This is a genomic window from Sphingomonas sp. URJC2 (assembly GCF_059803575.1).
Genome location: NZ_JAPFGX010000025.1, coordinates 1 through 21,419, shown reverse-complemented (window position 1 = coordinate 21,419; position 21,419 = coordinate 1). Strand labels below are relative to the sequence as shown.

19 protein-coding genes are annotated in these 21,419 nt (G+C 70.2%); 7 read left to right on the top strand and 12 right to left on the bottom strand.

The window, feature by feature from the left end; genetic code table 11:
* Positions 1–87: 87 nt before the first annotated feature.
* From cysK to leuA, 3 genes are all read right to left on the bottom strand, one after another.
* Positions 88–1,008 carry a cysteine synthase A gene (gene cysK / locus OPU66_RS10240; protein ID WP_498553533.1) on the bottom strand — a complete coding sequence of 307 codons (921 nt, stop codon included), beginning with the start codon at positions 1,006–1,008 and terminating at the stop codon, positions 88–90.
* Positions 1,005–2,300, bottom strand: a complete 1,296-nt coding sequence (locus OPU66_RS10235) for an MFS transporter (RefSeq protein ID WP_498553532.1) — start codon at positions 2,298–2,300, stop codon at positions 1,005–1,007. Before OPU66_RS10235 ends, cysK begins: the two co-directional genes overlap by 4 nt.
* A 68-nt stretch (positions 2,301–2,368) precedes the next feature.
* Entirely contained in the window at positions 2,369–4,072 is a 1,704-nt protein-coding gene (leuA, locus tag OPU66_RS10230; RefSeq protein ID WP_498553531.1) for a 2-isopropylmalate synthase, read from the bottom strand.
* A gap of 193 nt (positions 4,073–4,265) precedes the next feature.
* Here leuA and OPU66_RS10225 point away from each other — a divergent pair, with 193 nt between their 5' ends.
* Positions 4,266–4,661 (top strand): BLUF domain-containing protein, encoded by a 396-nt coding sequence (locus tag OPU66_RS10225; protein WP_498553530.1) that lies wholly within the window; start codon positions 4,266–4,268, stop codon positions 4,659–4,661.
* 185 nt (positions 4,662–4,846) lie between these two features.
* Here OPU66_RS10225 and OPU66_RS10220 read toward each other — a convergent pair whose 3' ends face one another.
* The 5 genes from OPU66_RS10220 to miaA form a co-directional block, all read right to left on the bottom strand.
* A complete protein-coding gene (locus tag OPU66_RS10220; protein ID WP_498553529.1) occupies positions 4,847–5,500 on the bottom strand; it encodes a YceI family protein in 654 nt (217 codons plus the stop codon).
* Positions 5,501–5,604: 104 nt separating this feature from the next.
* On the bottom strand, positions 5,605–6,624 hold the full coding sequence (gene ilvC / locus OPU66_RS10215) for a ketol-acid reductoisomerase (protein WP_498553528.1): 1,020 nt from the start codon (positions 6,622–6,624) through the stop codon (positions 5,605–5,607).
* A gap of 73 nt (positions 6,625–6,697) precedes the next feature.
* The gene (gene ilvN / locus OPU66_RS10210; protein WP_498553527.1) at positions 6,698–7,213 is read right to left on the bottom strand and encodes an acetolactate synthase small subunit; all 516 of its coding nucleotides are present in this window, start codon (positions 7,211–7,213) and stop codon (positions 6,698–6,700) included.
* A 4-nt stretch (positions 7,214–7,217) separates the two neighbouring features.
* Positions 7,218–8,966, bottom strand: a complete 1,749-nt coding sequence (locus tag OPU66_RS10205) for an acetolactate synthase 3 large subunit (RefSeq protein WP_498553526.1) — start codon at positions 8,964–8,966, stop codon at positions 7,218–7,220.
* A 39-nt stretch (positions 8,967–9,005) separates the two neighbouring features.
* Positions 9,006–9,947, bottom strand: coding sequence for a tRNA (adenosine(37)-N6)-dimethylallyltransferase MiaA (gene miaA, locus OPU66_RS10200; protein WP_498553525.1), 942 nt, complete (start codon positions 9,945–9,947; stop codon positions 9,006–9,008).
* Here miaA and serB point away from each other — a divergent pair.
* Positions 9,946–10,842, top strand: a complete 897-nt coding sequence (gene serB, locus OPU66_RS10195; RefSeq protein WP_498553522.1) for a phosphoserine phosphatase SerB — start codon at positions 9,946–9,948, stop codon at positions 10,840–10,842. The genes miaA and serB overlap by 2 nt on opposite strands.
* A gap of 28 nt (positions 10,843–10,870) precedes the next feature.
* Here serB and OPU66_RS10190 read toward each other — a convergent pair whose 3' ends face one another.
* Together OPU66_RS10190 and OPU66_RS10185 are read right to left on the bottom strand one after the other, a co-directional pair.
* Entirely contained in the window at positions 10,871–12,049 is a 1,179-nt protein-coding gene (locus OPU66_RS10190) for an aspartyl/asparaginyl beta-hydroxylase domain-containing protein (RefSeq protein ID WP_498553521.1), read from the bottom strand.
* Between the two features lie 6 nt (positions 12,050–12,055).
* Positions 12,056–13,081, bottom strand: coding sequence for an SPOR domain-containing protein (locus OPU66_RS10185; RefSeq protein ID WP_498553519.1), 1,026 nt, complete (start codon positions 13,079–13,081; stop codon positions 12,056–12,058).
* Between the two features lie 149 nt (positions 13,082–13,230).
* On the opposite strand from OPU66_RS10185, the gene OPU66_RS10180 reads away from it, so the two are divergent.
* Genes OPU66_RS10180 through OPU66_RS10170 form a run of 3 tightly spaced genes read left to right on the top strand, consistent with a single transcriptional unit; the run spans position 13,231 to position 15,893 of the window.
* The gene (locus OPU66_RS10180; protein ID WP_498553518.1) at positions 13,231–13,950 is read left to right on the top strand and encodes an AAA family ATPase; all 720 of its coding nucleotides are present in this window, start codon (positions 13,231–13,233) and stop codon (positions 13,948–13,950) included.
* 14 nt (positions 13,951–13,964) lie between these two features.
* Positions 13,965–14,531 (top strand): hypothetical protein, encoded by a 567-nt coding sequence (locus OPU66_RS10175; RefSeq protein ID WP_498553517.1) that lies wholly within the window; start codon positions 13,965–13,967, stop codon positions 14,529–14,531.
* A gap of 21 nt (positions 14,532–14,552) precedes the next feature.
* A complete protein-coding gene (locus tag OPU66_RS10170; protein ID WP_498553516.1) occupies positions 14,553–15,893 on the top strand; it encodes an SPOR domain-containing protein in 1,341 nt (446 codons plus the stop codon).
* A 36-nt stretch (positions 15,894–15,929) separates the two neighbouring features.
* Here OPU66_RS10170 and OPU66_RS10165 read toward each other — a convergent pair whose 3' ends face one another.
* Together OPU66_RS10165 and OPU66_RS10160 are read right to left on the bottom strand one after the other, a co-directional pair.
* On the bottom strand, positions 15,930–17,165 hold the full coding sequence (locus tag OPU66_RS10165) for a dihydroorotase (RefSeq protein ID WP_498553515.1): 1,236 nt from the start codon (positions 17,163–17,165) through the stop codon (positions 15,930–15,932).
* Positions 17,162–18,115, bottom strand: coding sequence for an aspartate carbamoyltransferase catalytic subunit (locus OPU66_RS10160; RefSeq protein ID WP_498553514.1), 954 nt, complete (start codon positions 18,113–18,115; stop codon positions 17,162–17,164). Before OPU66_RS10160 ends, OPU66_RS10165 begins: the two co-directional genes overlap by 4 nt.
* Before the next feature lie 137 nt (positions 18,116–18,252).
* Between OPU66_RS10160 and OPU66_RS10155 the strand changes: the two genes are divergently transcribed.
* Together OPU66_RS10155 and alaS are read left to right on the top strand one after the other, a co-directional pair.
* On the top strand, positions 18,253–18,702 hold the full coding sequence (locus tag OPU66_RS10155) for a glycine zipper 2TM domain-containing protein (RefSeq protein ID WP_498553513.1): 450 nt from the start codon (positions 18,253–18,255) through the stop codon (positions 18,700–18,702).
* Between the two features lie 160 nt (positions 18,703–18,862).
* On the top strand, positions 18,863–21,419 hold a 2,557-nt coding region (gene alaS / locus OPU66_RS10150), incomplete at its 3' end, for an alanine--tRNA ligase (RefSeq protein WP_498553512.1).

The following is a 21,419-nucleotide window of genomic DNA, read 5'->3' as shown; positions in this document are numbered from 1 at the left end:
GGCCAGCCTGTCAGGGCCGGGGGCGGGCGCTGTCCCGAACCGGGATGGGTGCGCGCCGGTGCCGCCCCCGCGTGACCGGCTTTCCGCTTACGCCTCGGGCAGGAAGTCCGGCACCGACAGATAGCGCTCACCCGTGTCATAGTTGAACCCCAGAACGCGCGCGCCGGGCGCGAGTTCGGGGAGCTTCTGGGCGATGGCGGCGAGCGTCGCGCCCGAGCTGATGCCGACCAGCATCCCTTCCTCGCGCGCCGCGCGCCGCGCCATGTCCTTGGCGTCGGCGGGATCGACCTGAATCACGCCGTCAATCGCCTGGGTGTGGAGGTTGGCGGGGATGAAGCCCGCGCCAATGCCCTGGATCGGGTGCGGGGCGGGCTGGCCGCCCGAAATCACCGGCGACAGCGTCGGTTCGACCGCATAGACCTTGAGCGCCGGCCAGTGGCGCTTCAGCTCTTCCGCGCAGCCGGTGATATGGCCGCCGGTGCCGACGCCGGTGATCAGCACATCGACCGGCTGGTCGGCGAAATCGGCCAGGATTTCGGCCGAGGTCGTGCGCACATGCACGTCGATATTGGCCGGGTTTTCGAACTGCTGCGGCATCCATGCGCCGGGCGTGCGCTCGACCAGCTCGATCGCGCGCTCGATTGCGCCCTTCATGCCCTTTTCGCGCGGCGTCAGGTCGAAGGTCGCGCCATAAGCCAGCATCAGCCGCCGCCGTTCAAGCGACATGCTTTCGGGCATCACCAGCACCAGCCTATAGCCCTTGACCGCCGCGACCATGGCAAGGCCGATGCCGGTATTGCCCGATGTCGGCTCGACAATCGTGCCGCCGGGCTTGAGCGCGCCCGAGCGTTCGGCATCCTCGATCATCGCCAGCGCGATCCGGTCCTTGATCGACCCGCCCGGATTGGTGCGTTCCGACTTGATCCACACCTCTGCCCCGGGGAACAGCCGCTGCATGCGGACATGCGGGGTGTTGCCGACGGTCTCGAGGATCGACTGGGCCTTCATGCGGGCATCTCCTGGCTGGGCGCGCCGTCGCGCCGGGGTTCGGGCGGTGCGAAGCTCCGCGCGCCCTTGATCTCGGGGAACAGATAATACCAGATCGCGGCCACTGCCACCGCGCCGACGCCGCCAAACACCACCGCGCCGACCGCGCCGAGCAGTGCGGCGGCAAAGCCGGATTGCAGCTCGCCCAGCTCGTTCGAGGCGGAAATCGCCAGCCCCGACACCGCCGACACCCGGCCGCGCATCGCATCGGGGGTGTGCAGCTGGACGAGCGAGGAGCGGACATAGACCGACAGCATGTCGAACCCGCCAAGCGCCACCAGCGCGGCAAGCGACAGCACCATGGACTGGGACAGGCCGAAAATTATGGTCGCCCCGCCAAAGCCGGCGACGGCGAGCAGCATCTTGATCCCGACATTGGCGTGAAGCGGCCGGATCGCGAACCACAGGGCGACCGTCGCCGCGCCCACCGCCGGGGCGGCGCGCAGCTGGCCCAGCCCTTCGGGACCGACATGCAATATGTCGCGCGCATAGACGGGCAGCAGCGCGGTCGCCCCGCCGAGCAGCACGGCGAACAGATCGAGCGTGATCGCGCCGAGCAGGAAGCGGTGGCCGCGCACATAGGTCAGGCCGTCGACCATCTGGCGCAGCGGATGGGCATGGCCGGCAATGGGCGGCGGCACCACCCGCCGGATCGGCGTCAGCGCCACCATCGCAATGCCCATGCAGGCCGCGCACAGCCAATAGGGCAGCGCCGGATCGGCGGCATAGAGGAACCCGCCCAGCGCCGGGCCGCCGACCGAGGCGCTCTGCCAGGCAATCGAGCTCATCGCGATGGCGCGCGGCAGCAGCGCGGGCGGCACGATATTGGGCGCAATCGCCGCCATTGACGGGCCGACAAACACCCGCGCCACGCCGTGCAGCGCCGCGAGCGCGAACAGCAACGGCAGGTTGAGCCAGTCCGCCGAGGTGGCGATGCCCAGCATCAGCGCGATCGACAGGTCGATGCCATTGGCGATGCGCGCGACCAGCCGGCGTTCATAGCGGTCGGCCACCCAGCCCGCGACCGGGGTGAGCAGCGCCAGCGGCACGAACTGGACAAGGCCGAGCAGGCCGAGCTGGAACGCCGCTTCGCGCGGGGTCATCCCGTAATCGGTGCGCGCGACGTCATAGACCTGCCAGCCGATGACGACGACCATCGCCATCGTCGCCAGAACCGCCGAGAAGCGGGCGATCCAGAACAGCCGGAAATCGCGGATGGCCAGCGGCGAGCGGGGGGTGGCAGGATCGGACACGGCCGTCTCTCTAGGCGGGCGGGGCGGCGGGCCGCAAGCGGTGCCGGCTTTGCCCCGCCCAATCCAGACTATGCTCCCGCCGCCGGCCCCGCTGCTGGCAGGCGATTGGCCGCGCTCAGCACCGCGCGGACGCTGGCGGTGGCGACATCGGCGTCGATGCCGATGCCGAACCAGCTCGTCCCGTCGGCCGCGCGGCATTCGACATAGGCGGCGGCCTGTGCGTCGGCACCATGGCCGATGGCATGTTCGACATAGTCGGCGACGTCGAAATCGACCCCGCACGCCGCGCGCAAAGCGTCGAGCACCGAGGAGATCAGGCCATTGCCCCGGCCGCTGACCGAGCGTTCGGCCCCGTCCACCGCCAGCCGCCCGGCAAAGATGCGCTGCGCGCGCTCGGCCGGGCCGGTGCGCTCGGCGCTTTCCTGATACTCGACCAGCGCGAACCGCCCGCCGCCATCCAGCAAATAGGTCTGGCGGAACAGCTGCCAGATATCCTCGGCATCCAGCTCGCGGCTGGTGGCGTCGGCCATTGCCTGGACATGGCGGCTGAACTCGGCCTGCATCCTTTTGGGCAGTTTCAGCCCCTTGTCCTGTTCGAGCACCCAGGCGACGCCGCCCTTGCCCGACTGGGAGTTGACGCGGATCACCGCTTCATAGGAGCGGCCGAGATCGGCCGGATCGATGGGCAGATAGGGCACGTTCCACAGCTGGTCGTTGCGCGCCGCCTGCGCCGCGAACCCTTTTTTGATCGCATCCTGATGGCTGCCCGAAAAGGCGGTGAACACCAGATCGCCGGCATAGGGGTGGCGCGGGTGGACGGGCAGGCGGTTGCAATATTCAACCGTGCGGATCACCTCGTCGATATTTGAAAAATCCAGTTCCGGATCAATGCCCTGAGTGTAAAGGTTGAGCGCCAGTGTGACGAGATCGACATTGCCGGTGCGCTCGCCATTGCCGAACAGACAGCCTTCGACCCGGTCCGCCCCGGCCATCAGCGCCAGTTCGGCGGCGGCGACGCCGGTGCCCCGGTCATTGTGCGGATGGACGCTGATGACGACGCTGTCGCGCCGGCTGATATGGCGGCAGAACCATTCGACCTGATCGGCATAGACATTGGGACCGGCTGCCTCGACCGTCGCCGGCAGGTTGAGGATCAGCGGCCGCTCGGGCGTGGGGCGGAGAATGTCGATCACCGCCTCGCACACCTCGAGCGAGAAATCGAGTTCGGCGGTCGAGAAGGTTTCGGGGCTGTATTCGAACCGCCAGTCGGTGCCGGGACGCCTGCCGGCCTCGTCGCGCAGGATCGACGCGCCCTCGACGGCAATCGCCTTCACCCCCGCCCGGTCCAGCCCGAACACGATCTGCCGCCAGGCCGGCGACACGGCGTTGTAGAGATGGACGATGGCGCGGTGCGCGCCGTCCAGCGCATCGAAGCTGCGCGTGATCAGGTCGCGCCGCGACTGGGTGAGCACCTGCACGGTCACATCCTCGGGCACGCGGCCCGAGCGGACGAGATCGGCGATGAAATCGAACTCGGTCGCCCCGGCCGAGGGGAATCCGACCTCGATCTCCTTCAGCCCGACCCGTACCAGCAGGTCGAAGAAGCGGGTTTTCTTTTCCGCATCCATCGGGTCGGCGAGCGCCTGATTGCCGTCGCGCATGTCGGTCGACAGCCAGCGCGGGGCGCGGGTGATGGTGCGGCCCGGCCATTGCCGGTCGGGCAGATTGATGGCGGGGAAGGGACGGTATTTGACAGACGGGTCGCGCAGCATGGTCGGTGTCGCTCTCGGGCGGGAGGGGCGGGGAAATGTCCCTTAGGCGCGAGGGCGGCCGCAGCCGCAGCGAAGGGCGCGCCTAAGGGCGCGTAAGTCGCAGCAGAAGGCCGGCGCGGATCATTTCCGCTCTATAGAAGGGAATGAGCGACCGCGCAAACCCTGTCCAACTCGCCGCCCAACTCCCCGCCCGGTGGCCAAAGCGATGATCCAGCTCAGCTATATCAGCACCGCCCGCCAGCCGGTCGAGCCCGGTCTGGTCGACGCGATCCTCGCCGCCTCGCGCCGCAACAATCCCAAGGCCGGGCTGACCGGGCTGTTGCTGTTCAACGGCCGCCGGTTCCTGCAGGTGATCGAGGGCGAGGCGGAGGCGGTGCGCACCACCTATCAGCGTATCGCCGCCGATCCCCGCCATTTCGCGATGGTGCGGCTGGGCGAGCGCGAGATCGACAGCCGCGATTTCGGCGACTGGGACATGGCCTATCGCGAAATCGCCGCCGGCGGCGATCTGGCGGCACTGGCCGAGAAGATGACCGGCAGCGCATCGGCGACGGTGCGGGCGCTGTTCACCAGCTACGCGGCGATCTGAGAGACTGCCCGGGAAGAACGGCAGCGGGAGTTGTCAGCTGGGAAGAACGGCACCGGCCCGCACCCCCACCCGGCCTCCCAACGGCAGGATACGCTATGGGAGGCCGGGTGGGGGTGCGGGCCGGTGCCGCCCCCGCGCCGTGAGGCGCGCAACAGACAAACCCGGCGTAAGCCGCGCCGCAGCTATCAGCCCTGCTTTTCGAACGCCACGCTGATGTCGAGCGTCACCGCGTCGCCGACCGGGCCGAGCGCATAGGTCATGCCGAACTCGGAGCGCTTGATCACCGCTTCGGCCTGAAAGCCGATGGTCGCCTTGCGCGACATCGGGTTGACGCCCGCACCGGTGAACCGCGCCGCGAGCGTGACCGGGCGGGTGACGCCGCGGATCGTCAGCTCGCCCTCGATCCGCGCCTTGGTGCGGTCGGCCGCATCGGGGATGATCCGGGTCGACACGAACCGCGCGCCGGGATGGCGGGCAGCGTCGAAGAAATCGGTGCCCAGCATATGTTCGGTCAGCTTGGCGCTGGCATTGACCAGCCCGGTCAGTGGCACGTCAATCGCGACCTTGGCCTGTTCGGGGCGCGCCGGATCGATGTCGAGCGTGCCCGTCGCGTTGCCGAAAATGCCGAAATAATCGTTGAACCCGAAATGGTTGACCGAATAGCCGATCAGCGTGTGCGACGGATCGGTGGCATAGCGGCCGGGCGCGACGCGCGACGGATCGACCGCGCCGGGCGTGGCAGGGGCGGTCTGGGCGACGGCAGTGAGGCCGGTGGCGAAGGATCCGCCCAGCACGGGCAGGGCAAGCAGCATGGCGGCGGCAGGGGCAAGGCGCGTCATCGGTGGTCCTCCCGGATCAGGCTTGTGGGTCGCCCGGCCGGTTGAGCGGCGGGCGACCCGGCATGTCGGGGGTGGTGCGGCGCGGTTCAAGCCCCGCGGGCGCGTCAGTTGCGGCTTTTGTCGACCAGCTTGTTCGCGCCGATCCACGGCATCATCGCGCGCAGCTCCGCCCCGACCTTTTCGATCGGATGCGCGGCCGCCCGCTTGCGCGCCGCCTTCAGCTCGGGCTGGCCGGCGCGGTTGTCGAGCACGAAGCGGCTGACGAAGCGCCCGGCCTGAATATCCTCGAGCACGCGCTTCATCTCGCGCTTGGTCTCGTCGGTGATGATGCGCGGGCCGGTGGTGATGTCGCCATATTCGGCGGTGTTGGAAATCGAATAGCGCATGTTGGCGATGCCGCCTTCATACATCAGGTCGACGATCAGCTTCACTTCGTGCAGGCACTCGAAATAGGCCATTTCGGGCGCGTATCCGGCCTCGACCAGCGTTTCGAAGCCGGCGGTGATGAGGTGGCTCAGCCCGCCGCACAGCACCGCCTGCTCGCCGAACAGGTCGGTCTCGCATTCCTCGCGGAAGTTGGTTTCGATCACGCCCGAGCGGCCGCCGCCAATCGCCGAGGCATAAGCAAGCGCCAGATCATGCGCATTGCCCGAGGCGTCCTGATGCACCGCCATCAGGCACGGCACGCCGCCGCCCTTCAGATATTCGGACCGCACCGTATGGCCCGGCCCCTTGGGCGCGATCATGATCACGTCCAGATCGGCGCGCGGCTCGATCAGCCCGAAATGGATGTTGAGCCCGTGCGCAAAGGCAAGGGCCGCCCCCTGCTTCATATTGGGGGCAAGATCCTCGGCATAGATTGCGGCCTGATGCTCGTCGGGGGCGAGGATCATGATCAGATCGGCCCAGCGCGCGGCTTCGGCATTGGCGAGCACCTTGAAGCCCGCAGCCTCGGCCTTGGCGGCGGTGGCGGAGCCGGGGCGCAGCGCGACCGCGACTTCGGCGACCCCTGAATCGCGCAGATTCTGGGCATGGGCATGGCCCTGGCTGCCATAGCCGAGGACGGCGATCTTCCGGCCCTTGACCAGCCCGATATCCGCATCCCGGTCATAATAAACGCGCATTCCGATTGACCCCTTTCCATGTGCGCGGACCGGCCATCAGCGGCGCGGCCCGCAATCCTGTTGCGTGATGACCCTAGACCGCCTCGCGGCCGCGCGCGATGGCAACGACGCCGGTGCGTGCCACCTCGACCAGCCCGACCTCGCGCATCAGGGCGATGAACGTGTCGACCTTTTCCGACGATCCGGTGACTTCGAACACGAAGCTGCCGGTCGTCGCATCGACCACGCGGGCGCGGTAGACATCGGCCAGGCGCAGCGCCTCGATGCGCTGATCGCCCTGACCCGCGACCTTGACCAGCGCCAGCTCGCGCTCGACATGCGGGCCAAGCTCGGTCAGGTCGGTGACCTTGTGCACCGGCACCAGCCGGTCGAGCTGGGCGATGATCTGTTCGATCACCGGCGGCGCGCCGCACGTCACGATGGTGATGCGGCTGATGCTTTCATCCTCGGTCACATCGGCGACCGTCAGGCTTTCGATGTTGTAGCCCCGGGCGGAAAACATGCCGGCGATGCGGGCAAGGATGCCCGCTTCATTGTCGACGGTCACGGACAAAGTGTGGCGCTCGCGCGCGGCTTCTTTCAGGCGCATCGTCTTACACCAGGGCCTTGGCTTCGTCGTCCATCTCGCCGGACACTTCGGCCTGGTCGAGCAGCATGTCGGTATGGGCGGCCCCCGACGGGATCATCGGGAAGCAATTGGCAAGCTTGGCCACCCGGCAATCGACCATCACCGGCCCGTCATGGGCGAGCATGTCGGCAATGCCGTCGTCCAGTTCGTCGCGCGTTTCGATGCGGATGCCCTTCCAGCCATAGGCTTCGGCCAGCTTCACGAAATCGGGCAGTGCGTCCGAATAGCTTTCGGCATGGCGGCCGCCATAGGTCAGGTCCTGCCACTGGCGCACCATGCCCATATATTCATTGTTGAGGATGAACACCTTGACCGGCAGACGATACTGGGTCGCGGTCGCCAGTTCCTGGATGTTCATCTGGATCGATGCCTCGCCGGCAATGTCGATGACGAGCGCGCCCGGATGGCCGATCTGCGCGCCGATGGCGGCGGGCAGGCCATAGCCCATGGTGCCCAGCCCGCCCGAGGTCAGCCATTTGTTGGGCGCTTCGAACCCGAAATGCTGCGCCGCCCACATCTGGTGCTGGCCGACCTCGGTCGACACGATCGGCGCCTTGTCGCGCGTCGCCTCCCACAGCGCGCGGATCGCGCGCTGCGGCATGATTTCCGGCCCGTCCTCGCGAAAGCCAAGGCACTGGCGCGCGCGCCAGCCATCGATCTCCGCCCACCAGCCGGACAGGTCGGGGCGGGGGTGCTGCCGCGCCTTCCACACCCTGACCATGTCCTCAAGCGCGCGGCCGACATCGGCGACGATGCCCAGATCGACCCTGACCGTCTTGTTGATCGACGACCGGTCGATATCGACATGGATCTTGCGCGACCCGGGGCTGAACGCATCCAGCCGCCCGGTCACCCGGTCGTCGAACCGCGCGCCGAGGCAGACCATCACATCGGCGCGGTTCATCGCCATATTGGCTTCATAGGTGCCGTGCATGCCGAGCATGCCCAGAAACTGCGGGTCGCTGGCCGGATAGGCGCCCAGCCCCATCAGCGTCGAGGTGACGGGCGCGCCGGTGATCCGCGCCAGTTCGCGCAGCAGCTGGCTCGCCCCCGGCCCGGCATTGATGATGCCGCCGCCGGTATAGAGGATCGGCCGCTCCGCCGCCGCCAGCATGTCGATTGCCGCTTCGATCTTTGCCGGTTCGGCCTTGACCTGCGGGCGATAGGTCTTGTGCTGGATCGGGCCGGGGCGGGCATAGGTGGCGGTCGCGACCTGCACGTCCTTGGGAATGTCGATCACCACCGGGCCGGGGCGGCCCGAGGTGGCGATATGGAACGCCTCATGCACGATCGCGCCCAGCCGCGACGGGTGGCTGACCAGATAATTATGCTTGGTGCAGTGGCGGGTGATGCCGACGGTATCGGCCTCCTGAAAGGCATCGGTGCCGATAAGGCTGGTCGGCACCTGACCGGTGATGACGACCATCGGGATCGAATCCATCAGCGCATCGGTGATGCCGGTCACTGCATTGGTCGCACCCGGGCCGGAGGTGACGAGCACGACGCCGGGCTTGCCGGTCGCGCGGGCATAGCCCTCGGCGGCATGGGTGGCGGCCTGTTCGTGGCGGACAAGGATGTGGCGGATGCGCTTCTGCCGGAACAGCGCGTCATAGATCGGCAGCACCGCGCCGCCCGGATAGCCGAACACGACCTCCACCCCGAGATCGGTCAGCGCCTCCACAAGGATGTCTGCGCCTGAACGCTCGCGGGTCATGATGTCGGTCCTTTGCTGCTCGAACGATGCGGGGAGCGGTCAGCTACCCGCAATATTCGGTCGCGTCAACGCCATTTCGTATAACTTTATTGCTTGTTCCTTGAGCGCGGCGGAATCGAGCGGCTGGTCGATCCGCAGCCAGCCCGGCGGCGGCTGGTGGCGGAACCAGGTATATTGGCGCTTGGCATAGCGGCGGGTGGCGAGGCTGCCCGCCGCCACCGCCTCGTCGCGCGTCATGGTGCCGGCGAGCAGAGCGGTGATTTCGGGCACGCCTATGGCGCGCATCACCGGCAGCGCGGGATCAAGCCCGCGCGCGACCAGCCGGGCGACCTCGTCCAGCGCGCCCTCGTCCAGCATCGCGGCAAAGCGGGTGTCGCAGTGCTGGTAGAGCCAGTCGCGCGGCGGCGTCAGCACCACCGCGGTCAGCGCCAGCCGGTCGCCAATGCCGCCCACGCGTTCGGCCTGCCAGGCGGCAAGCGGCCGCCCGGTCGCGCGCACCACCTCGAGCGCGCGGGCGATGCGCGTGGTGTCGGCCGGGTTGAGCCGCGCCGCCGCCGCCGGATCCTCGCGGGCAAGCGCGGCATGGGCGTCGGCAACCGGCAGCGCCCGCACCGCCGCGCGCACGGCGGGATCGATCGCGGGCACCGGCGCGATGCCGTCGAGCAGCGTGCGCAGGTAAAGCCCGGTCCCGCCGACCAGCACCGGCCGCCGCCCGGCGGCATGGGCGGCGGCGATTTCGGCGCGCGCCTCGGCCGCCCAATGCGCGGCCGAACAGGCGGTCGCGCCATCGACATGGCCGAACAGCCGGTGCGGCGCCGCCGCCATGTCGGCATCGCCCGGCCGCGCGCTCAGCACGCGCAGATCGGCATAGACCTGCGCGGAATCGGCATTGATGATCGTCACCGGGCCAAGCCGCGCCAGCGCCAGCGCGAGCGCGCTCTTGCCGCTGGCCGTCGGGCCTGCAATGACCATTGCCGTCATGTCGTTATCCGTTGCCACGCTCCTTCCAACGCCGGACGCGCCCGAAGATCAAGTCGCGGCCGCGCGCGCTGTGCTCGCGGCGACAGACTCGCCAATCACCGACAGCCATGCGCGCGACGGGGCGGTGGATCTGGTGTTCGGCGGCGACCGCGCGGCAGCCCGCGCCGCGCTCGAGGCCGCGGCCGCCGACGGGCAGGCGCTGGCGGGGTGCGATATTCTGGTCCAGCGCTGGCCGCGCACGCCGCCCGGCCTGTTCGTCGCCGACATGGATTCGACGATGATCACCGTCGAATGCATCGACGAGCTGGCCGATTATGCCGGGGTCAAGGCCGAGGTGGCCGAGGTGACCGAACGGGCGATGCGCGGCGAGCTGGATTTCGCCGCCGCGCTGGCGGCGCGGGTGGCGTTGCTCGCCGGGCTTGAGGAGGCGGTGCTCGCCCGTTGCCATGCCGAGCGGGTGCGGCTGATGCCGGGCGCGCGCACGCTGGTGGCGACGCTGGCGGCGCGCGGGGTGCGCTGCGTGCTGGTGTCGGGCGGTTTCACCTCTTTTGCCGACCGTGTCGCGCGCGAGATCGGCTTTCACGCTGCCTTTGCCAATGTGCTCGAGCTGGCGGACGGGCGGCTGACGGGCCGGGTCATCCCCCCGGTCCTGGGGGCGGAGGCGAAGCGGCAGCGGCTGCTGGCCGAGGCGGCGGCGCTGGGGATCGCGCCCGACCGGGTGGTCGCGGTCGGCGACGGGGCAAATGACATTCCGATGCTGGTCGAGGCCGGGCTGGGGCTTGCCTATCGTGCCAAGCCCGTCGCCCATGCTGCCGCCGATGCCGGGATCAGGCATGGCGACCTGACCGCGATCCTCCACGCGCTGGGGATTCCCGGCGCGCAATGGATTGGCTGAGCGGCCTGCCGGTCAGCCACACATACCCTCAGCCATCCATGTCGGGCGGGGCGCCGCGATAGGCGTCGATCGCCTCGAACAGCACCGTCAGCGCCGCGCGTTCATCGGCCGAGATTTCCGGCCGCCAGATTTCGAACAGCAGGATCACGCGCGTCTCCGCGCTGTCGTTCCACGCCTCATGCTCGATCGAATCGTCGAAGATCAGCAGCCGGCCGCGCTCCCATGCACGCGTCTCGCTGCCCACCCGCAGCCGGCAGCCCGGCGGCACGATCAGCGGCAAATGGCAGATCAGCCGGGTGTTGAGCATGCCGTTATGCGCGAAAATATGCGTGCCGGGCCTGAGCAGTGAAAACAGCGCCATGGGCGAGCGCCCGGTGATCACCGGCTGGGGCGCAAGCGCCAGCGCGGCGAGCGTTTGCGGGCATTGGTCGGCATTGCCCGGCACCGGCCCGGCGCGCAGCAGGTGAAACGCCCCCCAATCGGGATTGTCGACCAGCCGGTGGGTCTTGCCGGGCCGGTTGGGATCGTTGGTGACATAGGGATCGAAGTCGCCGCGCCGGGCGAGCACGGCATCGAGTTCGGCGGCAATCGCCTCGGTCCGCGCCTCGATCTCCGCCGCCCATTCGAACTCGGCCGGATCATAGAACTGGATCTGCGGCAGGCCGGGGAAATAAAAGCTGCTCGGTTCCTGCAGGAACAGCCGCGCCTCGCCATTGGCGAGGGCCAGCGCATGTTGCACCCGCCCGCTCATCGTGCCCGGCGTCAGCCCGGCGCGGGTCAGCGTCTCGTCCAGATGGGCGCGGTAGCGCGCCGATTCCCGCGCCGCGCCCTGCCGCGCGCGCTCCAGATCGGCGGCCAGTGCCGGCGGCGGGGGCGGCCCGGCCTCGGCGACGCTCAGCGCCAGCCGGTAAAAGCTCTGCGCGGCGCGGCCATCGCCCTGCCGGTCGAACAGATCGCCCTTCATGATCAGCCCGCGCACATGGCGCGGCTGTTCGGCGAGCAGCCGGTCGAGCGCCGCCAGCTCGGCCGCATCGTCGCGGTCGAGCCGGCAGGCCTGGGCGATCAGCAGCCATGGCCCGGGCTGGCCGGGCGGCACGGCGGCGGCGACAGTTTCGAACGCATGGCGCGCGGCGCGGGCATCGTGGCGCTGCATCGCCGCCACGCCCTCGCGCAGCAGCCGGTCGGTCTCGGCGGGGGACAGGGTCATGGCCGGTCAGTCCTTGAGCACAAGGCAGGGCAGCCGCGCCGCCGTCACCCGCGCGCACAGCCGCTCGGCCGCCGCGCGGTCGGCAAATGGCCCGGCGCGCAGCCGGGTGAGCGCCCCGGCGCTGCTGATCGCCGGCCCCAGCGGTGCAAGCTCGGGGAAGCGGCGGGTGAATATTCGCCACTCGGCCTCGGCCAGCGCGCGCCCGGCATAGGCACCGAGCTGGACGATGTAGCGCCCGGCCGGCTTTGCGGCTGTTGCGGCGGGTTGTGACGGGGCAGGGGCGGCGGGGCGCGGCGGGGCGGCCACGGCTTTGGGCGTTGCGGCAGCCGGGCTGGGCGGGGTGGTGGCGGGCGTGGGGCGGATCGGGGTCGGGGCCGGGCGTTTGCCGGCCGTCCCGTCCAGCCCGGCCGCGCGCAGCGCGGCGGCGCGGTCGCTTGCGGGGATATAGCGGTCCATCTGCGCCAGGCTGGTCTGCGCGGCGGGCAGGCCGTCGCGCGCCGCCAGCGCCATCAGCGCATAGGCGCGGCCCCAGTCGCGCGCGACATAATCGCCGTTGAACAGCGCGGTTGCATAGATGTAGCGCGCGCGCGGATCGCCGCGTTCCGCCGCGCGGCCCAGCCAGTCCATCGCCTCGTGATGACGGCCGGTCGCAAACAGCAGCAGCCCCAGCTCGTCGCCTGCCGGGCCATGGCCCTGACCGGCGGCGGCGCGGAACATCCGCTCGGCCTCGGCCGCATCGGCGGCGACCCCGATGCCCCGGCGCAGCGCATCGCCCAGCCGGTATTGCGCCTCGGCATTGCCGCTCGCTGCCAGCCGCCGCCACAGCGTGATCTGTGCGGGATCGGCGGCGGGCGTTGCCGCCTGTTCGGGGGGCGGCGCATCCTGGCCGGGCGCGGTCGCCGCAAGTGCCGATGCATTGCCCGGTGCGGCCAGCAGCAGCACCGCCGCGACCGGCCAGACCCGCCCGCCAAATGCCGATATCCTGTGCCGGAACCGTGAGTTGAGCGCCATTTTTTCCCCCGCAGCGATCATCCCTAACGCGCCGCCAAGCATCGTTCCAGCCGGATTTCCGCCCCTTTTGCCGCCGGGCCGCGCGGGGGCGCGACAGCCCCGGTTTAACCCTATCTTAGCGCCTCGCATGCGACCTCTCGGGCTGACTGCAACACCCCGAGAGGACCATCATGCGCGTTCTTGCGATGGCATCGCAAAAGGGAGGATCGGGCAAGACCACCCTGTCCGGCCATCTCGCCGTGCAGGCCCAGCGGGCCGGTGCCGGGCCGGTCGTGCTGATCGATATCGACCCGCAGGGTTCGCTCGCCGACTGGTGGAACGAGCGCGAAGCCGAATATCCGGCCTTTGCGCAAACCACGGTCGCCCGGCTTGCCGCCGATCTTGAGGTGCTGCGCCAGCAGGGGTTCAAGCTGGCGGTGATCGATACGCCGCCCGCCATCACCATGGCGATCCAGAGCGTGATCGCGGTTGCCGAGCTGATCGTCATCCCGACCCGCCCCAGCCCGCACGATCTGCGTGCGGTGGGCGCGACCGTCGATCTGTGCGACCGGGCGGGCAAGGCGCTGATCTTCGTCGTCAATGCCGCAACGCCCAAGGCGCGCATCACCTCCGAGGCGGCGGTTGCGCTGTCGCAGCACGGCACCGTCGCCCCGGTGACGATCCACCACCGCACCGATTTCGCCGCCTCGATGATCGACGGCCGCACGGTGATGGAGGTCGACCCGTCGGGCAAATCGGCCCGCGAGGTCGAGGAACTCTGGACCTATGTCGCCGACCGGCTGGAAAAGAATTTCCGCCGCACGGTGTTCAGCGTGCCCGGCGCTGCGCCGCACGCGGCGGTCGGCGCGCGGCCCGTTGGCGGCTTCGGCCGCCGCGTCGTCGGCCAGTAAGCGGGGAGGGGGCCATGGAAGCCAAGCCCTTCGCCTCGCTGTCGTCCGGCCTGCTCGCCCGCAAGGGTCAGGCCAAGCCCGCGATGCGCCCGCAAGGCTTTGCCGGGTTCGGCATGGCCGCCGCCGCCCGCGACGATCTGGGCTGGAACGACATGGGTTATGACGTGCCGCCCGCGCCGGTGCAGCCGGTCGACCCCGTGCCGCTGGCGATGACGCCGCTGCCGGTCGCGGCTGCCGCGCCCGCTGAAGTTCAGCCCATCGAAGCACCGGTCGCCGAAGCGGCGGTCGAAGCCGCAGTGCTGCCGATCGTCCGCGCCGACCGTCCGGCCCGGCGCGCGCCGCGCCGCGCCGCCATCCGCCCGGCGACCCTGCCGGCCGATCAGCTGCGCGCGGATCATGGCCGCAAGGCCGCGTTCACGCTGCGCCTCGATGGCGACCGGCATTTGCGGCTGCGGCTGGCCTCGGCAGTGCGCAACCGCTCGGCCCAGCAGATCGTGACCGAGGCGCTGGACCAGTTTCTCGCCGCCATGCCCGAGCTGGACGAGCTGGCCGGGCATGTGCCCGCCCGCGCCGCCAGCTAGCGCCACCAGAGGACATCACCCATGCGCCACCGCCTGTCCCTTCATCTGGCCGCCGCCTCGATGGTCGTGGCCGGGCTGACCGTTGCGCAGAACGCCTATGCCGATTTCGCCGCGCCGCCCGCCGCCCAGGCGGTGCGCGAGGCGGGGCGCGCCGCCGAACGCGCGGCCCGCGCGCTGGCACGCGGCGATCATGACATGGCGGTCATCCAGGCCGAACATGCGGTGGCGCTGGTGCCCGACAATGCCGGGTCGCGGATGCTGCTCGGCCGCGCCTATCTGGCCGCCGGGCGGCTCGCTTCGGCGGAACAGGCCTTTGCCGACACGCTCGCGCTCGATCCCGCCCATCCCGGCGCGGCGCTGAAGCGCGCGCTCGCCCGGCTCGGCACCGGCGATGCCGAGGGCGCGCGCACGCTGATCGCTGCACATGCCGACCATATCCCCGCTGCCGACCGGGGGCTGGCGCTCGCCCTTGCCGGCGATCCGGGCGCGGGGGCGGCGCTGCTCGAAGAGCTGGTGCAGACCGGCCGGTCGACGCCGCAGAGCCGGCAGAATCTCGCGCTTGCCTATGCGCTGGCCGGGCGCTGGGCAGAGGCGCGGCTGGCCGCCTCGCTCGACCTGAAGCCGCAGCTGGTGGCCCGGCGGCTGCTCGCATGGTCCGACCTTGCCGCCGAAGCGCGCCCGGCGATGCGCGTCGCCGCGATGCTGCGCATCACCCCGGTTCCCGATGCCGGCATGCCCGAGCGGCTGGCGCTGCTGCCCGCGGCCGCACCTGTGGCCAGTGCCGAGCGCGTGGCTGCCGCCGCGCCGCCGCCGCCGCGCCGCCTTGATGACGATATCGCGCCGCCGCCGGTTGCGGTCGCTGCGGTTCCCGCCGCTGCGGTGCCGGTCGCGGTGATGCCGGTCGCCCCGACGCCCGCGATCCGGTTCGCGCCCGCGGCCGAGATCGTGCAGCCTGTCCCGGCCAGTGCTGGCGCGGTGCGTGCCGCCGCCCGCACTGTCGTCCTGTCCGGCCCATCGCCCATCGCCCGGTTGCAGCGCGCGACCTATACGCCCGCAGCCTCGGGCCGCTTCGCCGTCCAGCTCGGGGCCTATTCGAGCGTCGCCCGCGCCGAGGCCGGCTGGCAGGCGGCGGTCGGCCGCATGGCGATGCTCGGCACCCACAGCCCGGCGATTGCCACCGCGCGCCACGGCACGGGGCTGGTCTACCGATTGGCGGTGGCGGGGTTCGACAGCCGCGCCGATGCCGCCGCCTTGTGCCTGAAGCTGCGCGCCCGTGGCGGTCAGTGCTTCATCCGCCCGGTCGCGGGCGACATGACGCCGCGCTGGGCGGCAAAGCCGGGCGTGCGCCTCGCCGCGCGCTGAACCGATTTATGAAGGGGCGGGCCGCGCCCGCCCGCCTCAGCCCAGTTCGCGCCCGCCCTTGAACAGGCGCAGCACCCGGCCCTGCACCGGCAGCCGGTCGAACGGCGTGTTGCCCGCCGCCGCCTTCATCCGCTCCGACGACACCTGCCAGGGGGCATCGGGATCGATCAGCGCAAGATCGGCGGGCGCGCCCTCGGCGATCACGCCGCCGTCCAGCCCCAGGATCGCCGCCGGCCGCGTGGCCAGCAGCTCGAACAGCCGGCCCATGTCAATCAGCCCGTCGCGCACCAGATTGAGCGCAAGCGGCAGCAGCGTTTCCGCCCCCGCCGCGCCCGGCGCCGAATCGGCAAAGGGCAGACGCTTGTCTTCCGGCCCGCGCGGATCATGGCCCGATGCGATGACGTCGACCGTGCCATCGGCAACCGCCGCGCGCGCCGCCAGCCGGTCGGCCTCGCTGCGCAGCGGCGGCGACACATGGGCAAAGGTGCGGAAATCGGCGGTCGCCAGATCCGACAGGAACAGATGCGCCGGGGTGATCCCGCAGGTGACCGGCAGGCCGCGCGCCTTGGCCGCGCGCACCAGATCGAAACCGCGCGCCGTCGTCACCTGACGGATGTGCAGCCGCGCGCCCGTTTCCTCGGCCAGCATCAGGTCGCGGGCAATCGCCATCGCTTCTGCCATTGCCGGTGCGGCAGCAAGGCCCAGCCGGGTCGATGTCTCGCCCGCCGTCGCCACCGCACCCGCCGCCAGCCCGCCATCCTCGGCATGGGCGATCACCGGCAGGTCAAAGGCGCGGGCATAGGCCATCACCCGCGCCATCACCGCGCTGTCGGCGATCCAGCGCCGCCCGGTCGCGACGCCGCGCGCGCCCGCCGCCTTCATCAGCCCGATTTCGGCCAGCTCCGCGCCCGCCAGCCCGCGCGTCGCCGCCGCCAGCGGATGCACCCAGATATCGGGCTTGCCCGAATAGGCGGCGCGCTGGATCAGCCCGGGATCGTCGAGCGGCGGTCCCTGATCGGGCATCAGCGCCGCGCGCACGATGCCGCCAAAGCGAAAGGCCGGACCGTCGACGCGGAACACGCCCAGATCGACAATGCCGGGGGCGAGCAGCGCGCCCGCCGCCTCGATCACCCGCGCGCCCGCTGGCGGGCTGACCGCGCCGATGCGCGCGATCACGCCCCGATCGATCAGGATGTCCGTTGTGCTGCCGTCGGGCAGGCGCGCGCCGAGGATCGCGGTCGTCTCCAGACCCGTCATGCCCCGGCCCGTCATGCCCAGCCCTCCATTCCGCGCGCGCGGCGCGTCAGCACGTCAAGGCAGGCCATGCGCACCGCCACCCCCATTTCAACCTGTTCGGTGATCGCCGAGCGCGCCGGATCGTCGGCAACGCTGGAGGCGATTTCGACCCCCCGGTTCATCGGCCCGGGATGCATGACCAGCGCATCGGGCTTGGCTCGGGCGAGCCGTTCCGGCGTCAGCCCCCAGAATGCGTGATATTCGCGCAGCGACGGCACGAAGCCGCCGGCCATCCGCTCGGTCTGCAGGCGCAGCATCATCACCACATCGGCCCCGTCCAGCCCGGCATCCATGTCGGTGAACTGGCGGACATGCATCCGGTCGAGATCAGGCGGGATCAGCGTCGGCGGCGCGACGACGCGGACATCGGCACCAAGCGCAGTCAGCGCCAGCATGTTCGACCGGGCGACGCGGCTGTGCAGCACATCGCCGCAGATCGCGATCACAAGGCCCGCAATCGCGCCCTTGCGCCGTCGGATGGTCAGCGCGTCGAGCAGCGCCTGAGTGGGGTGTTCGTGCCGCCCGTCGCCGGCGTTCAGCACCGGGCAGTCGACCTTGTCGGCGATCAGCCGCACCGCGCCCGAGCTGGCATGGCGGATCACGATCATGTCGGCGCGCATCGCATTGAGCGTCATCGCCGTGTCGATCAGCGTCTCGCCCTTCTTCACGCTCGACTGGGCGGCGTGCATGTTGACCACGTCCGCGCCCAGCCTTTTGCCGGCGATTTCGAACGACAGCAGCGTGCGCGTCGAGTTTTCGAAAAAGGCGTTGATCAGCGTCAGCCCGCGCAGCCGGTTGTCATGCTTCTGGGTGGCGCGGTTCATCGTCACCCATTGTTCGGCCTCGTCGAGGAGAAAGCCGATCTCGTGCGGCTGCAACCCGGCGATGCCGAGCAGATGGCGGTGCGGAAAGAAAAGGGCGGACATGGCCGCGCTGATAGCGCCGCCAGCCGACCGCGTCACCTCCGCCCGCACCTGTTCGCCAGATGAACGGCGCGATCAAAGCCCGTTCAGACAGGATCGGGCACAAGGGCGGCATGAAGTTTTCGGACAAGGAACGGACCATGCGCAAACTGATCCTCATGATCGCCACTGCGGGCCTTGGGCTGTCGGCGTTTGGCGCGCCGGCGGCGGCCGATCCGGGTGTGCAGCTGGCCGGCTGGGAAGGTGCAGGCTGGGATCGGGCAGGCTGGGATCGGGGCGATTGGGACGATGACCGCGACTGGCGCGGCGACCGCCGCCGCGATGATCGCCGCTGGAATGACCGGCGTTGGGCTGGGCGCGACCGCGACTGGGACGACGGACGTTGGGATCGTCGTGACCGCCGCGCCTGGGCGGGCCAGCGCTGCCGCCGCGACAGCGGCACCACCGGGGCGATCCTGGGCGGTGCGGCGGGCGCGCTGCTCGGCCGGGCGGTCGATGGCGGCCGCAACCGCGCGGTCGGGACGATCCTGGGCGCGGCAGGCGGCGCGCTGCTCGGCCGCGAGGTCGACCGCTCGGACCGCTGCCGCTGACGCTGGCCGGGGTGGGTGGCCGGGAAGACCGGCACCGGGGGTGTTTGGTTGGTCGCTGCACCGGGTGTTTTTGTTCAGGGAGAACGGCACCGGCCCGCACCACACCACACAATAAGCACGACGGTTGAGCGCGCGGCGGTCCTCGCCTACATCGCGGAGCATGACCGCGACCAACGACATCCGCCGCTCCTTCCTCGACTATTTCGAGTCCGCAGGGCACGCCCGCATCGCGTCTGCGCCGCTGGTGCCGCAGAACGATCCCACGCTGATGTTCGTCAATGCGGGCATGGTGCCGTTCAAGAATGTGTTCACCGGGCTGGAAACACGGCCTTATTCGACTGCGGTGTCGTCGCAGAAGTGCGTGCGTGCGGGCGGCAAGCACAATGATCTCGACAATGTCGGCTATACCGCGCGGCATCACACCTTTTTCGAGATGCTGGGCAATTTCTCGTTCGGCGATTATTTCAAGGAGCGCGCGATCGCCCTCGCCTGGGGGCTGATTACCCGCGAATGGGGGCTGGACCCGGACCGGCTGTGCGTCACCGTCTATCACACCGACGACGAGGCGTTCGCGCTGTGGAAGAAGATCGCCGGGCTGGGTGATGATCGCATCATCCGCATCGCCACCAAGGACAATTTCTGGGCAATGGGCGACAATGGCCCGTGCGGCCCGTGTTCGGAAATCTTCTACGATCATGGCGCGCACATCCCCGGCGGCCCCCCGGGCAGCCCGGACGAGGATGGCGACCGGTTCGTCGAGATCTGGAACCTCGTGTTCATGCAGCATGAGCAGGAGGACAATCAGATCGTCCGCGATCTGCCGCGCCCCTCGATCGACACCGGCATGGGGCTGGAGCGCATCGCCGCCGTCATGCAGGGGGTGCACAATAACTACGACACCGACACCTTCCGCGCGCTGATCGGCACCTCGACCGCGCTCACCGCCACCCCGGCTGAAGGCGCGGCGCTCGCCAGCCACCGGGTGATCGCCGATCATCTGCGTGCATCGGGCTTTCTGGTCGCCGACGGCGTGCTGCCCGCCAATGAAGGGCGCGGCTATGTGCTGCGCCGGATCATGCGCCGGGCGATGCGCCATGCCCATATTCTGGGGGCGAAGGACCCGCTGATGCACCGGCTGGTGCCGGCTCTGGTCGCTGAAATGGGTGCCGCCTATCCCGAACTGGTGCGCGCCCAGCCGCTGATCGAGGCGACGCTGGAGCAGGAGGAGACCCGCTTCCGCCAGACGCTCGACAAGGGGCTGAAGCTGCTCGACGAGGCGGTGGCGGGCATGGCCCCCGGCCAGACGCTGCCGGGCGCGGTCGCGTTCCGCCTCTATGACACCTATGGCTTTCCCTATGACCTGACCGAGGATGCGCTGCGCGCCCAGGGGCTGGGGGTCGACCGTGCCGGTTTCGACGCGGCGATGGCCGAACAGAAGGCGGCGGCCCGCGCGGCGTGGAAGGGATCGGGGGCCAAGGCGTCCGAAGAGGTGTGGTTCGATCTGGCTGAGGCGCATGGCGGCACCGAGTTCATCGGTTACACCGGCACCGAGGGCGAGGGACAGGTGGTCGCGCTCGTCCGCGACGGCCAGCCGGTCGACCGCGCCGAGGCGGGCGAGGAGGTGCTGCTGCTCGTCAACCAGACGCCTTTTTATGCCGAAAGCGGCGGCCAGGCCGGCGATGCCGGCACCGTCACCTCCGACAAGGGGCTGGCGGGCCGGGTGGCCGACACCGCCAAGCCGCTGGGGCGGCTGCACGCGCACCAGTTGCATGTCGAGGCGGGGACGGTGGCGGTGGGCGACACCGTGCATCTGTCGGTCGATGCCGCGCGCCGCGATCAGGTGCGCGCCAATCACAGCGCCACCCACCTGCTCCATGCGGCGCTGCGCCGCCGGCTGGGCGGCCATGTGACGCAGAAAGGCTCGCTGGTCGCGCCGGACCGGCTGCGCTTCGATTTCTCGCACCCCGCCGCGCTGAGCGTCGCCGAAATCGCCGATATCGAGGCGGATGTGAACGCGCAGATCCGCCACAATGAAGCGGTGACGACCCGGCTGATGACGCCCGAGGATGCGATTGCCGCCGGGGCGATGGCGCTGTTCGGCGAGAAATATGGCGATGAGGTGCGCGTGCTGACCATGGGCCGTTCGGCCTATTCGGTCGAACTGTGCGGCGGCACGCATGTCAATGCGACCGGCGACATCGCGCTGTTCAAGATCGTTGCCGAAAGCGCGGTGTCGTCGGGTGTGCGCCGGATCGAGGCGCTGACCGGCGAGGCGGCACGGCTGTGGCTGGCGCAGCGCGACGAGCGGCTGCGCGAGACGGCGGCGGCGCTCAAGGCCGCGCCCGACGAGGTGCCGGCGCGCGTCGCCGCGCTGATCGAGGAGCGGCGGCGGCTGGAACGCGAACTGGCCGAGGCGAAAAAGGCGCTGGCGCTGGGCGGGGGCGGCGGCGGGGCCGCAGCACCCGGCCCGGAACAGGTCGGCGGGCATGGCTTTATCGGTCAGGTGGTCGAGGGGCTGGACCCCAAGGGGCTGCGCGGCGCGGTCGACGATCTGAAGGCGCGGCTCGGCTCCGGCGTCGCGGCGCTGGTCGCGGTCAATGACGGCCGGGCCTCGGTCGCGGTCGGTGTCACCGCCGATCTTGCCGGGCGGATCGACGCGGTCGCGCTGGTGCGCGAGGCGGTGGCGGCGCTGGGCGGGCAGGGCGGCGGCGGCCGGC

Coding starts and splice junctions, on each gene's coding strand:
- OPU66_RS10175 (WP_498553517.1), top strand. CDS start 13,965: ATGGAAGCCAAGCCCTTCGCCTCGCTGTCGTCCGGCCTGCTCGCCCGC.
- cysK (WP_498553533.1), bottom strand. CDS start 1,008: ATGAAGGCCCAGTCGATCCTCGAGACCGTCGGCAACACCCCGCATGTC.
- OPU66_RS10205 (WP_498553526.1), bottom strand. CDS start 8,966: ATGACCCGCGAGCGTTCAGGCGCAGACATCCTTGTGGAGGCGCTGACC.
- ilvN (WP_498553527.1), bottom strand. CDS start 7,213: ATGCGCCTGAAAGAAGCCGCGCGCGAGCGCCACACTTTGTCCGTGACC.
- OPU66_RS10180 (WP_498553518.1), top strand. CDS start 13,231: ATGCGCGTTCTTGCGATGGCATCGCAAAAGGGAGGATCGGGCAAGACC.
- ilvC (WP_498553528.1), bottom strand. CDS start 6,624: ATGCGCGTTTATTATGACCGGGATGCGGATATCGGGCTGGTCAAGGGC.
- leuA (WP_498553531.1), bottom strand. CDS start 4,072: ATGCTGCGCGACCCGTCTGTCAAATACCGTCCCTTCCCCGCCATCAAT.
- OPU66_RS10155 (WP_498553513.1), top strand. CDS start 18,253: ATGCGCAAACTGATCCTCATGATCGCCACTGCGGGCCTTGGGCTGTCG.
- OPU66_RS10170 (WP_498553516.1), top strand. CDS start 14,553: ATGCGCCACCGCCTGTCCCTTCATCTGGCCGCCGCCTCGATGGTCGTG.
- serB (WP_498553522.1), top strand. CDS start 9,946: ATGTCGTTATCCGTTGCCACGCTCCTTCCAACGCCGGACGCGCCCGAA.
- OPU66_RS10165 (WP_498553515.1), bottom strand. CDS start 17,165: ATGACGGGCCGGGGCATGACGGGTCTGGAGACGACCGCGATCCTCGGC.
- OPU66_RS10220 (WP_498553529.1), bottom strand. CDS start 5,500: ATGACGCGCCTTGCCCCTGCCGCCGCCATGCTGCTTGCCCTGCCCGTG.
- miaA (WP_498553525.1), bottom strand. CDS start 9,947: ATGACGGCAATGGTCATTGCAGGCCCGACGGCCAGCGGCAAGAGCGCG.
- OPU66_RS10185 (WP_498553519.1), bottom strand. CDS start 13,081: ATGATCGCTGCGGGGGAAAAAATGGCGCTCAACTCACGGTTCCGGCAC.
- OPU66_RS10190 (WP_498553521.1), bottom strand. CDS start 12,049: ATGACCCTGTCCCCCGCCGAGACCGACCGGCTGCTGCGCGAGGGCGTG.
- OPU66_RS10160 (WP_498553514.1), bottom strand. CDS start 18,115: ATGTCCGCCCTTTTCTTTCCGCACCGCCATCTGCTCGGCATCGCCGGG.